Raw genomic sequence first — 17,845 nt, 5'->3', positions numbered from 1 at the left:
CCGGATCATAATCACCCTCGAACGCCCAAGCCATTACGATCTTTCCGCTCTTCTGACGAATGGAACCAAGTTCGATAAACTTTCCAACCGGCGCGAATCCCGTCTCCTCGGTGAACTCTCGCTTGGCCGCGTCCAACGGTTCTTCATCCTCGTCATACTCTCCCTTTGGAATACCCCACGCGCCCACGTCCTTGTTGGAAAAAAAGGGGCCGCCCGGATGCACGAGGAATATCTGCATCTCGCCGTTGGATCGTCGATACATCAAGAGACCTGCGCTGCGCTTAGGCATAACGTCCAATCATGCCACGGCGGATCGCAGCCATTGCTCCATCTGTTGGTGGTCCACCAGCCCCGCCTGTTGCACAACCGTGCGCCCGGCGGCGAGCACAACGAAATTCGGAATTCCACGCACCTGGAAGCGCGCAGACAATTGAGGATTCGCCTCAGTATCGACTTTCAACACAAGGGCCTTCCCCGCCATGTCCGCCGCGGTTTGTGCCACCTCCGGAGCCGCCACTCGGCATGGGCCACACCACCCCGCCCAGAAATCTACAAGAATCGGCACTTTCGCGTTTTGGACGATCTCGTCAAACAGCGCCGCGTCCACCGCCAGCGGCTCAGCGAGCGGGGGAAGCGGAGTCTTACACGCCCCGCACCGTCCTGTGCTGCTCAGATGTTTCGCGGATACCCGATTTTTCTGATGACATTGTGCGCACGTCCGAATGACAGGCATAATCCCTCGACTCTGCCTGTTCGATGCACTTCACCGGCAGGAGGTTCCGAAGCGCCATTGATAGCTCGGGCTACTATATCGGCGAATCTAGACCGAGTCTACTTTGCGCGTCAGCGATTTAGGCTCTTTATCTTCGAGCTCTGCAGTACCCGGAGTATCCAGATTGTTCTCTATCACCCCGGATGATTGACGCGCTCTGATATGCTTAATTTACGCGAGTGCCGCACCCGATGCGGACATCGTCCTAGGCAATGAATCGCGTTCTGGACGATCTTCTGCGCTGCGGGGATGGAATCGCTAAGTAGCTATGTTATTGATTTGTAAGTGCGCCCGTAGCTCAGCTGGATAGAGCGGCAGCCTCCGAAGCTGTAGGTCAGAAGTTCGAATCTTCTCGGGCGCACCATATCCTCTAACAGGTTCCGGGTGGGACCGCTGGGTGGGATCAGCGAATACTCAGCTTACCAAAGGTTGGGCGGTAGACCAGGCCAACGCTCACGACCTCCGGAGAGAAGACAGGCTGCTCCTTGCCGAGATGCCAGTGCTGAATCTGGAAGTCACCCTTGACCGCAAAGTGTCGTGTGAGGTCAACGTCCAGGCCGGCGCCGAGATCTGGAACCAAGGATTCATCGTGCGTGTAGGTGGGATCTACGGGGTTGGGAAAGTGAATTGTTCCCGATCCGATGAGGCCGTCGAGGTAGGGGTGGAATCGTTGGGAGCGTCCGAATGCGTGCTCGACCTTGAGCCCCACGAGGAAGGTACGTTGGCTGAGAGCGGATCCGGATGCGTCATTGAAACGTACTTCAAGCGAAGGCGATGCAAGTCGGAAGTAGCGGGTGGCGTCGGCGCCGATCATGAAGCCGTAAAGGTTGGGCGAGCTGCCGTACTCTGGGTGAACTCCCTGAGCGCCTGCGAAGGCCGCGAGCGCGACGGTACGAGAGGCCGTGACCGAAGACTGGGCTTGGGCGTGCGAAGCCATGGCAAGCAGTCCGAGCAAAGCTCCGGCTGCAGCACCACGGGTGTAACCAAGCAGGCATGTTCGTGCGGCCTGCGACATAGGCATTCCTCCAACAGTGGGTCTTGAAACGTGGGGCAGCATCGATTGATCTGGCTTCTTCCGCATAGGGCGTTGTCCAAATCATTAACGCGCCGGTACGGGTTACGATTGCCACGAAGACCCAGTGGTTGCACGTCGGCAAGCGTTCGCGTAAAACTACCGTGAATAGATTTCCACGGCTAACCTCCCTGGGCTCGCTGAATCCAAACTGGAGACATACGCAGGACAGGAGAAAACCATCATGGCTTTTCAAAATGACGCCGGATTTGAAGATGATTTCCGCAAAGTAGGTGCCGACGCAACCGCGGGTTTTGAGCCGACAAACGCTCCCAGCAACCCGACCGAACATGCCAGCAGCGAGAACCTGGATGTGGCTCCGAAGGGCAAGGATGATGACCTGGAAGATGACGATGATGCAGATGAGGATGAGGACCTCGACGACGCGGACGAGGATGACGACCTCGAAGATGACGAAGACGAAGAGGAAGAGGATGAAGACGAAGACCTCGAAGATGAGGATGAAGAGGACGAGGACGACGAAGACGCGGATGACGACGACCTAGAGGATGATGACGCCGACGAAGATGAGGACGAAGACGGCGAGCTGGAAGAGGACGACGATACCGTGAAGGCCCGGAACACGCGCACGGCTGCCGCAGCCCGGCGCAACTAGCTCTTTCCTGTTCGTGAAAAAGCCAACCCTGACGGGTTGGCTTTTTCCTTTGCAATCAACTGCCCCCTGATCGCGGGAGGCGAGCCCTTCGGGCCCTCCTGGGCTTTACGTCTCCTCCCGTTGGTCGGCACTCTGTTTTTGTGCGACCAACGGCCAGGAAGCGCCTACTCGCCGTTCTGGTTGTCGGCCGCGCTCGCCGGGTGCAGCGTGCGGTAGCTTGCATTGCCCTTGGACCAGACGAGCAGGAGCAGGTCCTGGTTCTGCGGAGCCGCGTGGACCGCACCGATGAACTGATTGGCATCGGTTGCGGGTTTGCGGTTTACCTGCAGGATGACGTCTCCAGGCTGTAGGCCGGCATCGTCGGCGGGACTGTCGGGACGAACGTTCTCGACCACCACGCCGCGGAGATTATCGGGCGCGTTGATCTGCTGGCGAGCCTGATCGTCGAGGTTGCCGACGGCGAGGCCGAGTTTGCCGGGGTGACCGGGCTGTGCGCTCTCCTGCTCAGCCGGATCGTTGGAGGCGACCTGCTTGCCAGGGTGGTACTGGCCGACGGTGAGGTTGAGATTGACCGGGCTGCCGTTCCGCATCACCTGGAGCTTGAGCGGCGTACCGGGGCTCATCTCGCTGACCGCGACCTGCAGGTCGCTGCCGTTGAGGATGGTGCGCCCGTTGTAGTCGATGATAACGTCGCCCTGCTGCATGCCGGCGTGGGCTGCGGGTGAGTCGGGCGTGATCTGAGCGACGATGGCGCCGGAGGCGTCCTTCAGGTTGAAGAAGTGCGCATTGTCAGGGGTCACGTCGTTCATGCTGATGCCGAGGTATCCGTGCTCCACCTTGCCGTGCGCGATGAGCTGGCCGGCGACGGACTGCGCGATCTGCGACGGGATGGCAAAGCCTGCGCCCTGGAAGGAGCCGGAGTTCGAGATGATGGACTGGTTGATGCCGATGAGCTCACCGTAGGAGTTGACGAGCGCGCCGCCGGAGTTGCCGGGGTTGATTGCGGCGTCGGTCTGGATGAAGTTCTCGGGCTTGCGGGCGTCGTCGCGGAAGGGATCCTGACGGCCGAGCGCGGAGACGATTCCGCGGGTGACCGAGAAACGGAGCGAGCCGAAGGGGGAACCGAAGGCGAGCACCGTCTGGCCGGGCTCGAGCTTGGTGGAGTCGCCCCAGGCGATAGGACGGAGGTTGGTGGCTTCGATCTTCACGACGGCGATGTCGGTGAGCTTGTCGGTGCCGACGACCTTTCCGGTGAAGACGCGGCGGTCAGACAAGGTGACGCGGATCTTGGTGGCGCCGGCGACGACATGGTTGTTGGTGATGATGTAGCCATCGGGCGAGATGATGACGCCAGAGCCGACGCCGTGCTCGATCTGCGGCTGCTGCGGCTGCATCTGCATGCCGTTGCCGCCGCCGAAGAACTGGGCGAAGCCGGGAGGCAGCTGCGGCATCGGCCCTTGGTTCTGCGACTGTTCATCGGCGCTCGCCTTGGCGGTCACTTCGATGTTGACGATAGAGGGCGTGACCTTGGAGGTGACAGCTTCCATGGCGTGATCGAGCGCGGTCAACGCCGAGACGGAGTTGGCATCGAGCGGGGTTCCGTCGGTAATCGTGGCAGCATGGACTCCGCCGTGACCGGCGAAGAGTGCGGCGCCGAGTACGAACGCGGAGGCGACGGAGGCAGGGAGAGCAGCTTTGGTGGCAAGTGCAACTAATTTACTAGTTGATGCGAGCATGGATCGACTCCTTGGGAGTTGGTTTGGTGGTTAGAGTTGGAAGATGATCCAGCCGTCGGGCGTACGGACTGCGGCGTAGGCCGGAACGTAGGCGACGGCGGGGACGAATAGTTGCTGAACCTGGGTGCCGGAGGCGACGGTGAGGGTGAACCGTGGCTCCTGGTCGGTTTCCGGTCTTGCGGTGCGGTAAGTAGTGTTCAATACACGCGCGACTGATGGAACGGGCTGAGGTGCACGTGTCCGCTTCACGCGGTGCGTTGCGGCGACGGCGGTGCGGGCGACGGTCTCAACGGTGCGGTAGGCCGGCTGAGCAGAGGTGCGCATAACGAGCTTCGCGGGTACGAGCTTAGGAGCCCAGGCGTCAGGTACAGCGGCGTTCGTCGCCTGTTCAGGTTGGGCATCCGGCGTGAAGCTGATGAGGCTTGGAGCGTGGGCGAGCGTGGTTGAGAGGGTAAGAACACCGGCGAGCACGGTTGCGGTCGCGAGGCGGGATTGGCTGCGGGTGAGGGTCTTTGCCGGGCGAGCCAGGATGCGGTGGACGCGGGTTGAAAGCTCGGACGGGCGTTGGCGCTGGCCGAGCAGGCCAAGCGCGAGGGTGAGGCCGCGACGGAGGATCGAGTGCTCAGCCAAGCGGGTGAGGGTGGTGGCGTAGGACTTGCGGAGGTTCTCGCCGGCGGAGAGGACACGCTGGTCACAGGCAAGTTCGCGCTCGAGGCACATACGGCGCTCAACCCAGAAGAGGACGGGGTTGAGCGGAAAGATGACGAGGGCAAGCTTTTGGAGGAGGTTCGTCCAGTCGTCGGAGCGGCGGAGATGCTCGGTCTCGTGAAGGAGGATCTGTTGGAGCTCGGCGGGGGTGAGGGTTTCGAGAAGGCCGGCTGGGAGCAGGATGCGCGGATGAAAGAAACCGAGGACGGAGGGGCGGTCGACGTCGGGAGAGATGCAGAGGGTGTAAGCACGAACGTTGGTGGTGGGCACATTGAGATCATCGCCGGCGATAGGCACGGCGCGGCGGTTGATCTGACGGAGGCGGTGAGCGCTGAGGAGGAACTGCACGGCGCGGAAGAGCGAAAGTGCAAGCCAGAGGGCTGCAACGGCGGTGCTCCAGATGGGTGCGACGTGGAGCGGGTGCTTCTGCGTGCTGAGACCCGGGTGAACCGACGGGAGAAAGTGCAGTGCGACGAGCAGGGCGAAGGTTGCGGTCCAGAGGAGCGAGCGGGTGGCGGCGGAGATCGCGGGCAAAAGGCGCAGCGTCAGGGCGACGACGGCGGCGAGGATCGCTCCCTGCCAGATGGCGGCGATGAGGGCGGTAGCGGCGTTGGCGGCGAGGTGGTTCACGATGCGCTCTCCTCCATAGATTGGGGAGTTTTGGCTTCGGATTCGGCGGCAGGGTCTTCGGGCGTGTTGGCGATGGCCTGCTTGAGCCGGCGAAGCTCGTCGGGGTCGATCTCGGCGTCGCCGAGCAGGGAGAGCAGCAGGCGCTCGCGGGAGTTGCCGAAGAAACGGGTGAGCAGATGCGAGATCTCGGAGCGGCTGGCCTCGCGCTCTTGTACGGCGGCACTGTAGAGGAAGGCGCGGCCCTCCTGGCGGTGCGTGACGTAGCCTTTGGTCTCCAGGACACGAATGGTCGTGAGGACCGAGGTGTAGGCGAGCGGTTCGACGTGCTTGACAACGTCGGCCACCGCAGACTCGCCATGGCTCCAGAGGACGCGCATGAGCCGGAGTTCGGCGGGGGTGAGCGTGTTGGAGGGGCGCGGTGGCATCGTTTCGTCGTCTGGAGCTTTGGACGTAGCAACTAGATGATTAGTTAGCAGAATTTTAGCGCGGGAGTGCAGGAGTTTGCTAGAGACTGGCATACTCGGTGGGTTGATCTTCGGGGGCGATCGGATGAGGCGAGTTGTTGCGTTGGTGGGGATGGTTGTCTTTGGCGGGTGGGGAGTAGCGGCGGGACAGGCCCCTCCGGAGGCTCGTTCGCCGGAGTACGCCAAGGTCCAGCTGAAGCTGCAGCAGGGGTGGAATACGTGGGATAACAGCACAGTAATGGGCGAGGTGCTGCTGCCACAGGGGCTTGAAGTCCGCGTTGGAATCAAGCAGAACACGACGGAGAATGCCGACGCATTTCTGCCGAATGCTCTGATCGGAAGGCGTGGAGCAGGTGAAGAAGAGGTCCATCCCGGTCCGCACGCTTACGACGGCAGTTACACAGAGCTGCAGGTGACGTGGCATGGATATACGTGGGAGGTGGAGTCGGCGCACGTGGGAGCCGACCTGGTCATGCTGGTGACTCCAATCTCCCGGCCGAAGGCCAAGAGCCAGCCGCTGACGGTAGCCTTTTCGGCCGGAATGCTGTGGAACCGCACGGGCACGGTTGGCAGAGACGGCGATCGGCTGGTGGCCTCGATGGCGGGGTTGACCGTACCAATTTACCTTGCGGGAAAGAGTTCCGAGGATGGTTATGTGCCCTTGGCCGGGCCGTACTTCTCCGCCCTGCTGGATGGACCCGCCGGGGTAAGTACCGGTTCGCCGCGCAGGCTGGTCGAAGTGCAGAAGATCGTTGCGCAGCAGCGCCAGGCCTTCCAGAAAAAGATGGGAGACACGCGAGATCAGGCTTCGGAGGTGCGGCAGGCGATCGAGACGACGATTGCCTGGGACACCATCTACGAGCCGGCCAAACGCCGGGTGATTACGCCGGTAAGCCGTATCTGGAACGAGAGCTGGGGCGGCTATGTGTTGTTCGACTGGGACACGTTCTTCGCGGCATCATTGGCGGCCGTGGACGATCGCGACCTAGCCTACGCGAATGTGATGGAGATCCTGAATGAGACAACAGCGGAGGGTTTCGTTCCGAACTACGGACGGGCCGGGGGGTGGAAGAGCTCAGATCGCTCAGAGCCGCCGGTAGGCGCGATGACCGTACTGGCGCTCTACCGCAAGTTTGGCGATCGTTGGCTGCTGGAGCAGACGTTCGCTAAACTGCTGCGTTGGAATGCATGGTGGGCCGAACACCGGGTGGTGGACGGCTACATGGCGTGGGGCAGCGACGGTACCAACGCGCCGGTGAACTCGGACGATACGAGCCGCGGGACGATGCAGGGTGCGCGGTACGAGTCGGGCCTGGATAACAGCCCGATGTACGACACGCCCTCGTACGACGAGAAGACGCACACGATGCTGCTCGCCGACGTCGGCTTGATGAGCCTGTTTGTGGCGGATAGCGATGCTCTCGGGCAGATTGCGGAGATGCTTGGGAAGCCCGACGAAGCGAAGAGGCTGACTGCCCAGGCGGCGGTTTTCCGGGCGAAACTGCAGACGCTCTGGGACGCGAAGACAGGGATCTATCGCAACAAGGATCTGCGGACGGGTGAGTTGAGCGCGAGGATCTCTCCGACGAACTTTTACCCGCTGCTGGCGAAGGCTCCGGATGCGCGCCAGGCCGACGAGATGATTGGCAAACACCTCCTGAATCCAGATGAGTTCTGGGGCGAGCGTGTGCTTCCTTCGATTGCACGCAATGATCCGGCGTTCCAAGATCAAGAGTACTGGCGCGGCAGGATCTGGGGACCGATGAACTACCTGGTTGATCTCGGGCTGCGGAACTATGACTCTCGCGCAGCCATGAAGGCGCGGCAGGAGCTTGCGCGCAAATCGACGGACCTTTTCCTGCTGGAGTGGCGGACTAAGGGCCATGTCCACGAGAACTATAGCGCGGTCGGGGACAACAGCGACACGGTCACCAGTAGCGATCGCTTTTATCACTGGGGCGCGCTGCTGGGTCTGATCGGGTTGGAAGAAGCGGCGTCGAAGTAGACGCAGGAGGTCCTAAGGCTACTGACGCTGGTAGCGCTTCAGCACATCGTCGAGTGAGAGGACGCCTTCGAGGGCGCCGCGGGTAGCGCGGTTCGAGATCGGTACGACCGGCCAGCGGCGGAAGTATGGGAGTGCGGCTGAGAGCGGCTGGTCGGGGAAGATGAGCGGAGTCCGCTCGGGCGGGAGGATGGATTCGAGGCTGTCTGCGGCGCCGGGATCGTCCTGCTTTTCGAACATGGCGAAGAGTTCGGCGAGTTCGGAGTGGCGCGCCGCGTACCACTGGGCGTCGCGGCATTGGATGAGGATGGCGGGCGAGGCTGCGGCCTTGTCGTCCTGCTGGATGGCGTTCTTGGCGCTCCAGATGGACTGGCTGCTCTGGAGGATGGGGGTGTTGACGGGGAGCAGTGCGTCTTCGAAGTGGAGTTCGGACTCTTCGCGTTGCTCCTCCATCGACGGAAGGTAGAGGCCGTCCTGGTGGGTGAAGAGCTCGAAGATCGGGATGGGTTCGAGCGAGCGGGCGAAGAGGTACGCGATGGTATTGGCGAGGATGACCGGCAGGATAATGGAGTAGTTGCCGCTGACCTCGAGCACCATGAAGACACTGGTGAGCGGCGCACGCAGGAAGGCCGCGAAGAGTACCCCCATCCCAACCAGCGCGTAGGAGCCGATCGAGCCGGTGACGAAGTGGGGGAAGATGAGCTTTTCGAACGAGCCGACTGCCGCACCAAGCATCGCTCCGACAAAGAGTGTGGGCGCGAAGACGCCGCCGGGGCTACCGCTTGAGAACGAAAGTGTTGTGGCGATGATCTTGAAGAGCGCGAGCAGAAGCAGGATCTTGAAGGTGAACTGCGCGTGCATGGCCTGGTCCATTGCAGCGTAGCCCGCGCCCATCACCTGCGGGAGGCCGAAGTAGCCGATGCAGCCGACGAGGAAGCCGGCGCCTGCGGGTTGCAGCATCTGCGACCAGGCAGGCTGGCTGCGCAGGAGCGGACGCAGATAGCCGAGGGACTTTGAGAAGATGAGCGAGAACGCACCGCCGACGATCCCGAGGATGGCGTAGGCGAGCAGCTCGCGCGGATCGCGGAGAGTGACGGCTGGGATGCGGAACATGGGCTCCGACCCCCAGAACCAGCGCGCGATGACGACGGCCGAGACGGCGGCGAGAACGATCGAGCCGAGGACGCCGGCGGTCCATTGGCCGATGACCTCTTCGATGACGAAGAGGATGGCGGAGATGGGCGCGTTGAAGGCGGCGGCGAGGCCGGCGGCGGCGCCGACCGGAGCGAAGATGCGCAGGCGCTCGCGTGAGAGGCCGACCTTACGGCTGATGTAGGAGGCGACGCCCGCGCCGATCTGCAGCGAGGGATCTTCGGGTCCGAGCGAAAAACCCGCGCCGATGCCGAGGGCAGAGAGCAGGAACTTGCCGGTCATGGTGCGGATGGAGATGTAGCCGTTGTGGATGTAGAGCGCGGCCTTGGTCTGGTTGACGCCGGAGCCGCGCACGGCCGGGAAGACATAGCGCGTGAGGATGCCGACGGCGATGCCGACCAGCGTTGGGACGATGATGAGGCGGGGCTGACGAGGCGCGGGCGCAGAGCCCTGGAGCAAGACCGTGAGCCACTCGATGGCCATGCGGAAGCTGACGACGAGCAGACCACTGATGATCCCGATGAAGATGGAGAGCAGAAGGAAGAGTCGCTCTTCGCGCGCTGGCGAGGTGATCTCTGACTGAGCAACGGGGTTGGCACCGGAGATGGTCTCCTTCTGTGTATCACCCGGAATGCTGGCTGCGGCGCTACTTGCCATTGGGTGCCTGCTCCTTTGTGCCTGTCTTCGAGCCGGCACCGAAGATGCGGCGTACCAGCGACGGCCGATTGTTGTCCTCGGGTGGAGCGACGGATTGCGGCGCGGGCGCGGTCACAGGCTGGAATGCGTTGGCGAGATGCAGCAGCAGCGCGTCGTCGCCGGTGGGCTGGCCGCAGACCGGGTTCAGAGGCGGCGCCGTATCTTGCTCGGTGGTGTAGACCAGGTTGGTCCAGTTATCCTGCGCGGCGGCGCTTTGGAGCAGCGCGCGACGGTTGCCGGAGTTGCCCGCGGTAGCTGCGGCCCAGCGAGCATTCAGGCTGGAGAGCGAGGCTGAGGGGTTCGACTTCAGGCAGTTCTGCAGGCGAGACTGGGCGATCTTTGACGCGTTGAGGATGTGGTCTGCGCGTTCGGTCGCGGCTTGGTCGCGCGTGAGGTTGAGCTGCTGGATTCTGCGTGCGTTGTCGGCGAGCGACTCCAGATGCTGCTGTTCGGAGTGCTGTTCTTCGGGGGTGTGGTTGGGTGTGGGCCGTTGAACCAGCGCGTGATTGAGCAGGCGTTCGGCTTCGGCGTAGTCGCCCAGCTTGTAGGCAGCGGCGCCGGCGAGCTCAAGCGGCAGGCGCGCATGCGGGCTAGCCGCAGCGGCCTTCTGATAGAAGGTGAGGGCATCCTGAAGGAAGCCGGCGGCCTCGAGTTTCTGAGCGACGTCGAGATTGAGCTGGACGTCATTCGGGTAGTTGGACGCTACGGTAAAGAGCTCGTTGCGGGCTTCGGCGAGCTGGTGCTGCTCGATGAGGAAGTCGGCCAGTTCAAGCCGTGTCTGGCGACGTCGAGTGACGGCATCGCCCTCCCAGCTTCCGTAGATCGCTGCGCGATAGTAGTTGTCGGCATCGGCCGTATCACCTCTGCGGCGGGCGAGGCGCGCGAGCTGGAGATTGATCGAGCCATCGCCGGGGGTAGCGTCGTGCAGGTTGAGGAAGTAGTTGGTCGCCTCTTCGGTGTGACCGGCGGCGTCGAGCGCCTGGGCGAGCAGAAGCTGATCGTCGCGTTCGCCAGAGCCTGCGGAGATATAAGAGAGTGCGGTGCGCAGGGCGCTGACTGCCTGCTCCGGCTGATGGTGGTTCAGTTCCATGCGTCCGCGGGCGGACCAGCGCAGGGCCAGATCTGTACGGTGCGCCTCAAATGACTTGAAGAGGAGGAGCGTGACGCCAAAGAGCGCGACCGAGGCGCCGAGCAGCGCAAGAAAGGCGAGGGTATCGTGGACGATCAGACTGCGCCGGCTGGTGCTGGCATATGGGAGGGTCTGCTGCATGTTTCGGTGCGCACCTGCCTGGGAGATAGGTCCCAACTCTCTCTGATGAGGATTGGTGGGATGGAGGAGCCTGGTCTCAAGACAAGGATAAAGGTTTTAGCGGCCGGGCGCTCGCGGGCGGACGAGTCGACCTAGCAGGGGCCAGGTCGACTCGTTGAGTTTCAGTCCCGGAGAAGCGGGTTAGCTCAACTTGTACGGGGTGGCGTAGTGCGTCGACCACTCCGGTCGTGCGGCATCGACCCAGCGGACGGTTCCCTTCTGGGGATCTGCCTGCATCAGCATGAAGGAGTTCTGATCGTATCGTGTGGAACCCATGACCGTGTGCTGCGGGCCGTAGGTGTGTGCGAAGTCGATCCACTTATGCCAGTGTCCGGCGATGACGATCTGGATGTTGTCCTGGTACTTGCGGAGCAAAGGGTGGAGTCCGTAGTCCTTGATTTCGGTCGGCTGGACGGTCCAGAGCGGATAGTGAACGAAGACCAAAGTCGGCTTGCGGTCATGCAACATGGCCTCAGCCCAGTTGAGCTGCTCTTCACCGAGCGAGCCGAACTGACGCTGGCGTGGGTCGCCTTTCTCATCCCAGGTAGTGCCGAGGAAGTTGTTCAGATGCAGGAAGCGAAAGCCCTTGTAGTCGATCGAGTAATAGGGCTTGGTCTTGAACTTGGCTTCGAAGAGTCGATGGGAGAAGTCGCGCGTGATCATGCGCGTCGGATTGCCCTCGTAGTCATGGTTTCCCCAACCCATGTGCACGGGCATATCAAAGCCGGCCAGGAGATCAGCGGCATTATCCAGGCGCGTACGGTTCTTGAAGTAGAAGTCGTAGTCGGCCGACGGATAGTTGTGGAAGACATCACCAACGAGGAAGGCGCGTTCGACCTTCTGCCCGTTTGGGAGCTGGATGCCGTTGATGACGGAGCGTGCGAACTTGAGGTGGTCTGTGGTCTGCAGGATGGTCGTATTGTCTTCGACGCTGTTCTCACTGCCCTTCACGTAAAAGTCATCGATGATGTGGGTGTCGGCGATCATCGCGAAGTAAAAGCTCTCGTTAGGGGACACCATGCGGGCCTGCTCTGCCCAGAGATTCTGGGAGAGCAGACCCGCAACCGAGGCGGCTCCGAGGTTTGCGAACTGACGGCGGTCAAGCTTCATGGCGTAGTCCCTTGTTCAGGTTGGTGGTTAGAAGATGATCTTGCCGGCGAACTGCAGGACACGTGCCGGGAAGGTGGATGCTGCGGTGGCGATCCCGAAGCTGCTGGATCCAACCGTCTCGGCGGCGGGGCCCTCGTAGTTGACGTGGTTGACGATGTTGAAGGCCTCGGCCCGGAAGTCGAACTTTACATTGTCGCGATAGATGGGGAACTGCTTGTGGAGACCGATGTCGGTGTTGTAGTAGGGATCGAGACGAAGTGTGTTCCGTCCCTCGTTGCCATAGGGCTGGTTAGCCGTAGGAAGCGAGAAGGCCGCCGTATTGAGGAGTTGAACTCCGGTAGCAGTCTTGACGCGCTGCGACTTGGGAAGAACGCCGACACCGTTCTGGTTGGGGCGCTGGGTGAGGATGGTGCTGACCGCCTGGGTGCCGTTCGGCGAGTAGTTGGCGTTGAACGGAAGACCGCTGTTGATATCGTTGATGGCGGTAATCTGCCAGCCGCCAAGAAGATATTGCACCGCGAGCGGCGCGTCCGAGCCAAATCTGCGGCCACGGCCATAGGGAAGGTCGTAAACGACCGAGAGCGTCTCGTTCAGCGGCTGGTTGTAGCCGGAGGTTCCACGGTCGCCGAGCGGATTGGCGAGGTTGATGCGTCCGCTGTCTCCACCCACTGCCTCGAGGTGGCCGGCAGCATTGTCGATCGCACGCGACCACGTGAAGGAGTTCAGCACATAGAGCCCGTGTGTGGATTTGTGTTCGAACTTCGTCTGCAGCGCGTTATAGCTCAGCATTCCATCGGGAAGGGTCTCCTCGATGGTGTAGAAGGTTTGAATGGGGCGACGCTGAGCCAACGTGAGGCAGCCTGAGGTCACTGTGGCATTGCATGTCGCGGTGACGGGGTTTGCTTCAGCTTGGTTCAGATCGCCGAGGACTTCGAGCTTGACGGCGTGCTCTCCAACATAGCTGGCCTCGAAGCTGTTCGAGGCGCCAATCTGGCGCTGCACGGTGAGATGGAAGCTCTGGACGTATCCCGTGGGCAGGTTCTTGGGAAGGTAGCGGGCCTCGGTGTTGACGTTGCTGGCTGCGGTGACGTTGGCCGGGTCGGCCATGCCAGTGGGATATCCCTGCTGACTGGTGCGGAAGCAAGGGTTCGGATTGGTCGAGCTATAGGTGACTGCGGCCTGGGCGGCTGTGCACGGAGCGAGCAGGGTCGAAGCACCCTTCGTCGCATTGTTGCCGAACTCCGGAGCCTGGGTGAGGGTGGTGTTGACGATGTAGGGAAGGTTGTAGACGAGCAGGTTCTCGCCGCCTTCGCGGTTGAACTGGTTGAAGACCAGGCCGTAGCCGGCACGGATGACGGTCTTGTTATCAACGGAGTACGCCAGTCCGAGGCGGGGAGCAAAGTCCAGCTTCGGCATGTTGACCAGGGCGCGGTTGTAGATCGAACCGGGGGTGGCCGTGATCAGCGACTGGGTGTCTGGGTCATAGTTGGCGAGCTTGTTGCTGGACTCCCACTGCGGCGTGACCAGTTCATAACGAAGACCGGCATTGACGGTCAGCTTGGACGTGAAGCGGATATCGTCCTGGAAGTAGAAGAAGTGCATCCGCTGGTTGATGTGCGCGAGGGTCGAGTTGTTGAGCTGGTAGGTGTCACGTGCACCGAAGATGAAGTCGGCCAGCGCAGCGCCTTCCTTGGTTCCGGTATCGAGCGAGCTTGGCGACTTGGCTGCGCCATAGCTGAAGTATCCGTTGTAGGTATCTTCGCCATAGGCCGGGTTGAAGTCGTCGTCGGTGGTAAAGATGGCCTGGTACTCGTAGCCAACCTTGTAGGAGCTGCGCCCCTTGAGGTAGGTGAAGTTGATCTTCGGATTGAAGACGTAGGGATCCTGAAACTGAGGGTTGCTGCTCAGATTGCCGAACTGTGAGAAGTTGGCGACAGACTGCGCATTCAGGCTGGTCACCGCGGGCCCGGTCGTGGGCAGACCGACAATGCCAGTCTCGAGGCTTGGAAGTCCTGCGCCGTAGGGGCCTTTGCCACCGTCGGTGCGGGTAAAGCCGAAGCGCGCATCGAGAATGGAGCGCTCGTTGAAGATGTGCGTCAGGCCGCCAGCGATCTGCTGGTTGAAGATATACACGTGGCCGTTGCTGTTACCACCCGCCGAGCCCTGGATAACGGGCGGAGAGAGGATGTCTCCCTGGTGCTCGCTGTACCGGGCAAACATCGTGTTCTTCGGGCTGATGTTGTAGTCGACGCGGATATCGCCCTTATCGTCGGTGATGGTGTCAGAGGGCAGCGAAACATAGTTATTCGCCACGATGCCGGCGATATTAGCAGCCGGAAGGGCCGTCAGGACACCCTTCGCGAAGGTGGAGACGGAGGGATCGCTGAACGGAATAATGCCATTCTTGTAGGTGGCGCCGGTGAGCGGATTTTGGATCGGAACCGCTACGCCCGCGGTGGTCAGGAAGGTGTAACCACCGTTGGCAAGAGCGAGAGCGCTGGTGCCGTTCTGGTCGGCGTCAGGCACGGTCGCGTTCAGGATGCCGTGCACGACTTGGCGGGTGCCTTCGTAGTCGGCGAAGAAGAAAAGTTTGTCCTTGAAGATGGGTCCGCCGAAGGTGCCGCCGAACTGGTTGCGCTGGAGGGTGGGCTTCTGCGACTTACCGGTGGTTGCGTTGGTGGGTGCGGCGAAGGGTCCGATGGCGTTGAAATCCGTGTTACGGATGTAGTCGTAGCCGATACCGTGAAACTTGTTGGTACCGCTCTTGATCGAAACGTTGACGACAGCGCCGGGCGAACGGCCATACTCCGCACTGTAGTTGTCGGTCTCAACCTTGAACTCGTCGATCGCATCCGGGGACGGGGGGATGGCCTGGTTCGAGAAGCCCTGGTTCGAGGTGCCGTAGGCGTTGTTGTCGAGACCGTCGAGCATGAAGTTGTTGAACTCGCTGCGCTGTCCATTGACGTCGAAGCTGGCATCGCGGCTGGAGTCGCTGGAGTTTTCAAGGACGTTGCGGCGAACGCCCGGGACGAGCGCGGCTAGATCGGCGTACTCACGACCATTGAGCGGCAGGTTCTGGACTTCGCGGGCGCCGATGACCTGGCCACGCTCGCTGGAGTCGGTCTCAAGCAGGGCGGCAGCGCCGGTCACGGTAACGGTGTCGGCAACGGAGCCGACCTTCATGGCTACGTCGACGCGCTGGCGTGCATTAACCTGGACGCCAAAGGACTCGGTGTCGCTGATGTCGAAGCCGCCGGCCGATGAGGTCACATGATAATGGCCGACCTTTACGTCCGTGAACTCGTAGGCGCCCTGTGCGTTGGTGTGGACCACGACGCGCGATTTCGTCTCTTCGTTAATCAGCGTGACATCCGCGTTCGGGATGGCTGCGCCTGATGAGTCATGGACGTAGCCCAGGACGGTTGCCGTTTCAAACTGCGCGTAGGCCTGGGTTGCGCCTAAGGCGAGTAAGGAACCGATTGACAATGCTAATAAATTACGTTTCACTGATCGCTCCAAAGTTTTGACCGTACAAGGAACCCGTGGGGCTGAACCCTCTGCAATCGAAAGGTTGCTTGCATCCACTGGTGGCCATGCTGATGATGCTTGGAGTTCTGCGTCAAGCCAAGGGTAATTCTGTGTGCACGCCAGGCTTACACCCCCTCTTACCCCTGTCCACCCCCCTATAAATCAAGGGTTTTCGCTGCTTTCCGGAAATTCCATTCACAGAACTTTCATATGGCCACTCTACGATAGAGGCAATGCTGACCATTGAAGAAGCGCTGTACCAGACGGATTCCGGCCCGCTTTCTTCACACTGTGGTCCGGGGCCAATGCTTAAAGAAGAGGGCGGTCCTCTTGAAGACGAGATCTCGGTCAGCGAGGAATGGCTGCTGGCACGCCGCGTCGCTGCCAGCAAAGGGCTGTCCAAGTCCTCGCTGTTGCCTAAGTTCCTCCTCTATATCTGTGAGCAGAGTCTCCAGGGAAACTCCCGACAGCTGACTGAACAAAGGATAGGCACAGTCATCTTCAATCGAGCGCCGGACTATAACCCGGGCGATGACAACATCGTTCGCAGCTATGCACGCACGTTGAGACGCCGATTGGACGAGTACTTCGAGACCGAAGGCAGGGATGAGCCGATGCGTCTCGTCATTCCTCGCGGCGGCTACGTGCCTACTTTCGAACGGGTGACTTCTGAAGCGGTCGCGATCGTGAGTCCACGAGATGCACCACCGATCGAGGGAGCTCTCCTCGCCGTGGCTGAGGTCAACAGGGACAACGTGAGGCCCCGGTCTCGATCGTCTTCGAGATCGTCTTGGATGATGGTGCTGTTTGGGTTTCTGGCTGGTGTAGTGGTGACGGCAAGTGTCTGGGCGGTGCTCCGGACGGGCCGGCTCGACCGTGCGCAATCCGCATCCCACCCTCTCTGGGCGGAGTTGTTCCGGCAAAACCTCAACACCTTGATCGTGCCCGCCGATAGCGGGCTGGGGATCCTGCAGAACCTTTCCGGCGTAACCGTTCCGTTGCAGGAGTATGCGGACGGTTCCTATTTGACGGATACGAAGCTGCAACGAGGCATCAATCCGGGAGGCCTGGCTGACCTTCGCCAGCAGCGGTATACGAGCGTGGTCGACCTCGATATTACGACCAGGCTTATGCAGTTGCCGGAGATCTCCGGGAGTCGGACACAGATACGATATGCGCGAAGCATCACGACCGAGGATCTGAAGGCCTCCGACGTGATTCTGCTGGGGTCTGTTCACTCGAATCCGTGGGTGGCTCTCTTTGAAGACAAGCTCAACTTCAAGCTCAAGTACAGGCCTGAGGTGAATCAGTCCTTTGTGCTCAACGAGCATCCGGTTGGCGACGAACAGAAACAGTACGTTAACGGGAATAGCGATTCGTCGAACCAGACGTTTGGGGTCATTGATTATCTACCGAATCTAGACGGCAGTGGCCACGTCCTGATCATCCAGGGCTTGAATATGGCAGCGACCCAAGCCGCTGCGGATACGCTTTTTCGCGCGGATGTGATGAAGCCGATCCTGAAGGAGGCAACCGGACCGAATGGAACGCTGGGACCGTTCGAACTGCTGATTAAGACGAGCAGCATCGGAGCCATCGATCCAGGCTCGCAGATCATTGCAACCCGCTTCTGAGTCCGCGGTAGCTTAGCTGGCGATCGCTGCTGCGATCTGCTCGACTCCAGCCAGGGGTGTCGCGAGGGTTGAGTCCAGTCCGTACCGAGACTGCAGGTAGGCAGGAGCGTTGTAACTGATCCTGGTCAAACCATCTGTCGTCTCTGCGATCAGAAGTTTGAGCGGCAGATCCAGCGCGCAGTCTGGTTCAGCGAGCATGGCCGGCGTACCAGCCTTGGGATTGCCAAAGATGACGAGCTTCGTATCGCGCATCTCGAAGCCGCACTTTGCAGCCTCTCCACTATGATCGACGACGGCAAAGACGGTGACTTCTTTTGCTTGCAGGAGTGCCAGAAGTCGGGCCAGCACGTCTTTGGCAGAGTGAGCGCTCATGAGATGAGAGATCTCGTTATCGTCTGGCTGCATCGTGTCCTCCT

Annotated in this window: 14 protein-coding genes, 1 tRNA gene and 1 pseudogene; 4 read left to right on the top strand and 12 right to left on the bottom strand. The window is 61.1% G+C overall.

Going from position 1 to position 17,845, the window contains the following annotated elements; all coding sequences use genetic code 11:
* The 3 genes and pseudogenes from AC5E6W_RS05965 to AC5E6W_RS05955 all read right to left on the bottom strand — a co-directional run.
* Positions 1-289 (bottom strand): NUDIX domain-containing protein (locus AC5E6W_RS05965; RefSeq protein WP_491751348.1); only part of this gene is annotated, 289 nt, incomplete at its 3' end.
* Between the two features lie 9 nt (positions 290-298).
* Positions 299-607, bottom strand: a complete 309-nt coding sequence (locus AC5E6W_RS05960) for a thioredoxin family protein (RefSeq protein WP_491751351.1) — start codon at positions 605-607, stop codon at positions 299-301.
* Positions 608-652: 45 nt separating this feature from the next.
* Positions 653-733: pseudogene (locus tag AC5E6W_RS05955) on the bottom strand (thiol reductase thioredoxin); the annotation flags it as partial.
* Positions 734-1,059: 326 nt separating this feature from the next.
* Between AC5E6W_RS05955 and AC5E6W_RS05950 the strand changes: the two are divergent.
* Positions 1,060-1,136, top strand: a tRNA-Arg gene (locus AC5E6W_RS05950).
* Between the two features lie 39 nt (positions 1,137-1,175).
* Here AC5E6W_RS05950 and AC5E6W_RS05945 read toward each other — a convergent pair.
* A complete protein-coding gene (locus AC5E6W_RS05945; protein WP_491751347.1) occupies positions 1,176-1,787 on the bottom strand; it encodes an outer membrane beta-barrel protein in 612 nt (203 codons plus the stop codon).
* A 241-nt stretch (positions 1,788-2,028) separates the two neighbouring features.
* Between AC5E6W_RS05945 and AC5E6W_RS05940 the strand changes: the two genes are divergently transcribed.
* A complete protein-coding gene (locus AC5E6W_RS05940; protein WP_491751346.1) occupies positions 2,029-2,460 on the top strand; it encodes a hypothetical protein in 432 nt (143 codons plus the stop codon).
* Positions 2,461-2,624: 164 nt separating this feature from the next.
* On the opposite strand, the gene AC5E6W_RS05935 is transcribed toward AC5E6W_RS05940, so the two are convergent.
* The 3 genes from AC5E6W_RS05935 to AC5E6W_RS05925 are packed head-to-tail and all read right to left on the bottom strand — an operon-like array spanning position 2,625 to position 5,959.
* The gene (locus tag AC5E6W_RS05935; RefSeq protein WP_491751345.1) at positions 2,625-4,196 is read right to left on the bottom strand and encodes a Do family serine endopeptidase; all 1,572 of its coding nucleotides are present in this window, start codon (positions 4,194-4,196) and stop codon (positions 2,625-2,627) included.
* 30 nt (positions 4,197-4,226) lie between these two features.
* A complete protein-coding gene (locus AC5E6W_RS05930) occupies positions 4,227-5,534 on the bottom strand; it encodes a M56 family metallopeptidase (RefSeq protein WP_491751344.1) in 1,308 nt (435 codons plus the stop codon).
* Positions 5,531-5,959: a BlaI/MecI/CopY family transcriptional regulator gene (locus AC5E6W_RS05925; RefSeq protein ID WP_491751343.1), complete on the bottom strand. Its 429-nt coding sequence runs from the start codon at positions 5,957-5,959 to the stop codon at positions 5,531-5,533. The genes AC5E6W_RS05930 and AC5E6W_RS05925 overlap by 4 nt, the downstream gene beginning before the upstream one ends.
* Before the next feature lie 124 nt (positions 5,960-6,083).
* Between AC5E6W_RS05925 and AC5E6W_RS05920 the strand changes: the two genes are divergently transcribed.
* Complete coding sequence (locus AC5E6W_RS05920; RefSeq protein WP_491751342.1) at positions 6,084-8,003, top strand: MGH1-like glycoside hydrolase domain-containing protein; 1,920 nt, start codon at positions 6,084-6,086, stop codon at positions 8,001-8,003.
* 18 nt (positions 8,004-8,021) lie between these two features.
* On the opposite strand, the gene AC5E6W_RS05915 is transcribed toward AC5E6W_RS05920, so the two are convergent.
* The 4 genes from AC5E6W_RS05915 to AC5E6W_RS05900 form a co-directional block, all read right to left on the bottom strand.
* Positions 8,022-9,809, bottom strand: a complete 1,788-nt coding sequence (locus AC5E6W_RS05915; protein WP_491751341.1) for a chloride channel protein — start codon at positions 9,807-9,809, stop codon at positions 8,022-8,024.
* Positions 9,799-11,118 carry a tetratricopeptide repeat protein gene (locus tag AC5E6W_RS05910; RefSeq protein ID WP_491751340.1) on the bottom strand — a complete coding sequence of 440 codons (1,320 nt, stop codon included), beginning with the start codon at positions 11,116-11,118 and terminating at the stop codon, positions 9,799-9,801. The genes AC5E6W_RS05915 and AC5E6W_RS05910 overlap by 11 nt, the downstream gene beginning before the upstream one ends.
* A gap of 180 nt (positions 11,119-11,298) precedes the next feature.
* Positions 11,299-12,267, bottom strand: a complete 969-nt coding sequence (locus AC5E6W_RS05905) for a metallophosphoesterase family protein (RefSeq protein WP_491751339.1) — start codon at positions 12,265-12,267, stop codon at positions 11,299-11,301.
* Between the two features lie 27 nt (positions 12,268-12,294).
* Positions 12,295-15,753 (bottom strand): TonB-dependent receptor, encoded by a 3,459-nt coding sequence (locus tag AC5E6W_RS05900; protein WP_491751338.1) that lies wholly within the window; start codon positions 15,751-15,753, stop codon positions 12,295-12,297.
* Positions 15,754-16,028: 275 nt separating this feature from the next.
* Here AC5E6W_RS05900 and AC5E6W_RS05895 point away from each other — a divergent pair, with 275 nt between their 5' ends.
* Positions 16,029-17,429: a hypothetical protein gene (locus AC5E6W_RS05895; protein WP_491751337.1), complete on the top strand. Its 1,401-nt coding sequence runs from the start codon at positions 16,029-16,031 to the stop codon at positions 17,427-17,429.
* Positions 17,430-17,441: 12 nt separating this feature from the next.
* On the opposite strand, the gene AC5E6W_RS05890 is transcribed toward AC5E6W_RS05895, so the two are convergent.
* A complete protein-coding gene (locus AC5E6W_RS05890) occupies positions 17,442-17,801 on the bottom strand; it encodes a DUF302 domain-containing protein (protein WP_491751336.1) in 360 nt (119 codons plus the stop codon).
* Between the last annotated feature and the right edge of the window lie 44 nt (positions 17,802-17,845).

It is taken from the genome of Bryocella sp., from assembly GCF_058498515.1.
The sequence above is the reverse complement of the archived record's forward strand: the minus strand, read 5'-3'. Positions and strand labels throughout refer to the sequence as shown.

What these genes read in the sequence shown, in the direction of transcription:
- AC5E6W_RS05925 (WP_491751343.1), bottom strand. Translation starts at nt 5,959, where the DNA reads ATGCCACCGCGCCCCTCCAACACGCTCACCCCCGCCGAACTCCGGCTC.
- AC5E6W_RS05935 (WP_491751345.1), bottom strand. Translation starts at nt 4,196, where the DNA reads ATGCTCGCATCAACTAGTAAATTAGTTGCACTTGCCACCAAAGCTGCT.
- AC5E6W_RS05945 (WP_491751347.1), bottom strand. Translation starts at nt 1,787, where the DNA reads ATGTCGCAGGCCGCACGAACATGCCTGCTTGGTTACACCCGTGGTGCT.
- AC5E6W_RS05915 (WP_491751341.1), bottom strand. Translation starts at nt 9,809, where the DNA reads ATGGCAAGTAGCGCCGCAGCCAGCATTCCGGGTGATACACAGAAGGAG.
- AC5E6W_RS05890 (WP_491751336.1), bottom strand. Translation starts at nt 17,801, where the DNA reads ATGAGCGCTCACTCTGCCAAAGACGTGCTGGCCCGACTTCTGGCACTC.
- AC5E6W_RS05910 (WP_491751340.1), bottom strand. Translation starts at nt 11,118, where the DNA reads ATGCAGCAGACCCTCCCATATGCCAGCACCAGCCGGCGCAGTCTGATC.
- AC5E6W_RS05940 (WP_491751346.1), top strand. Translation starts at nt 2,029, where the DNA reads ATGGCTTTTCAAAATGACGCCGGATTTGAAGATGATTTCCGCAAAGTA.
- AC5E6W_RS05895 (WP_491751337.1), top strand. Translation starts at nt 16,029, where the DNA reads ATGCTGACCATTGAAGAAGCGCTGTACCAGACGGATTCCGGCCCGCTT.
- AC5E6W_RS05905 (WP_491751339.1), bottom strand. Translation starts at nt 12,267, where the DNA reads ATGAAGCTTGACCGCCGTCAGTTCGCAAACCTCGGAGCCGCCTCGGTT.
- AC5E6W_RS05920 (WP_491751342.1), top strand. Translation starts at nt 6,084, where the DNA reads ATGAGGCGAGTTGTTGCGTTGGTGGGGATGGTTGTCTTTGGCGGGTGG.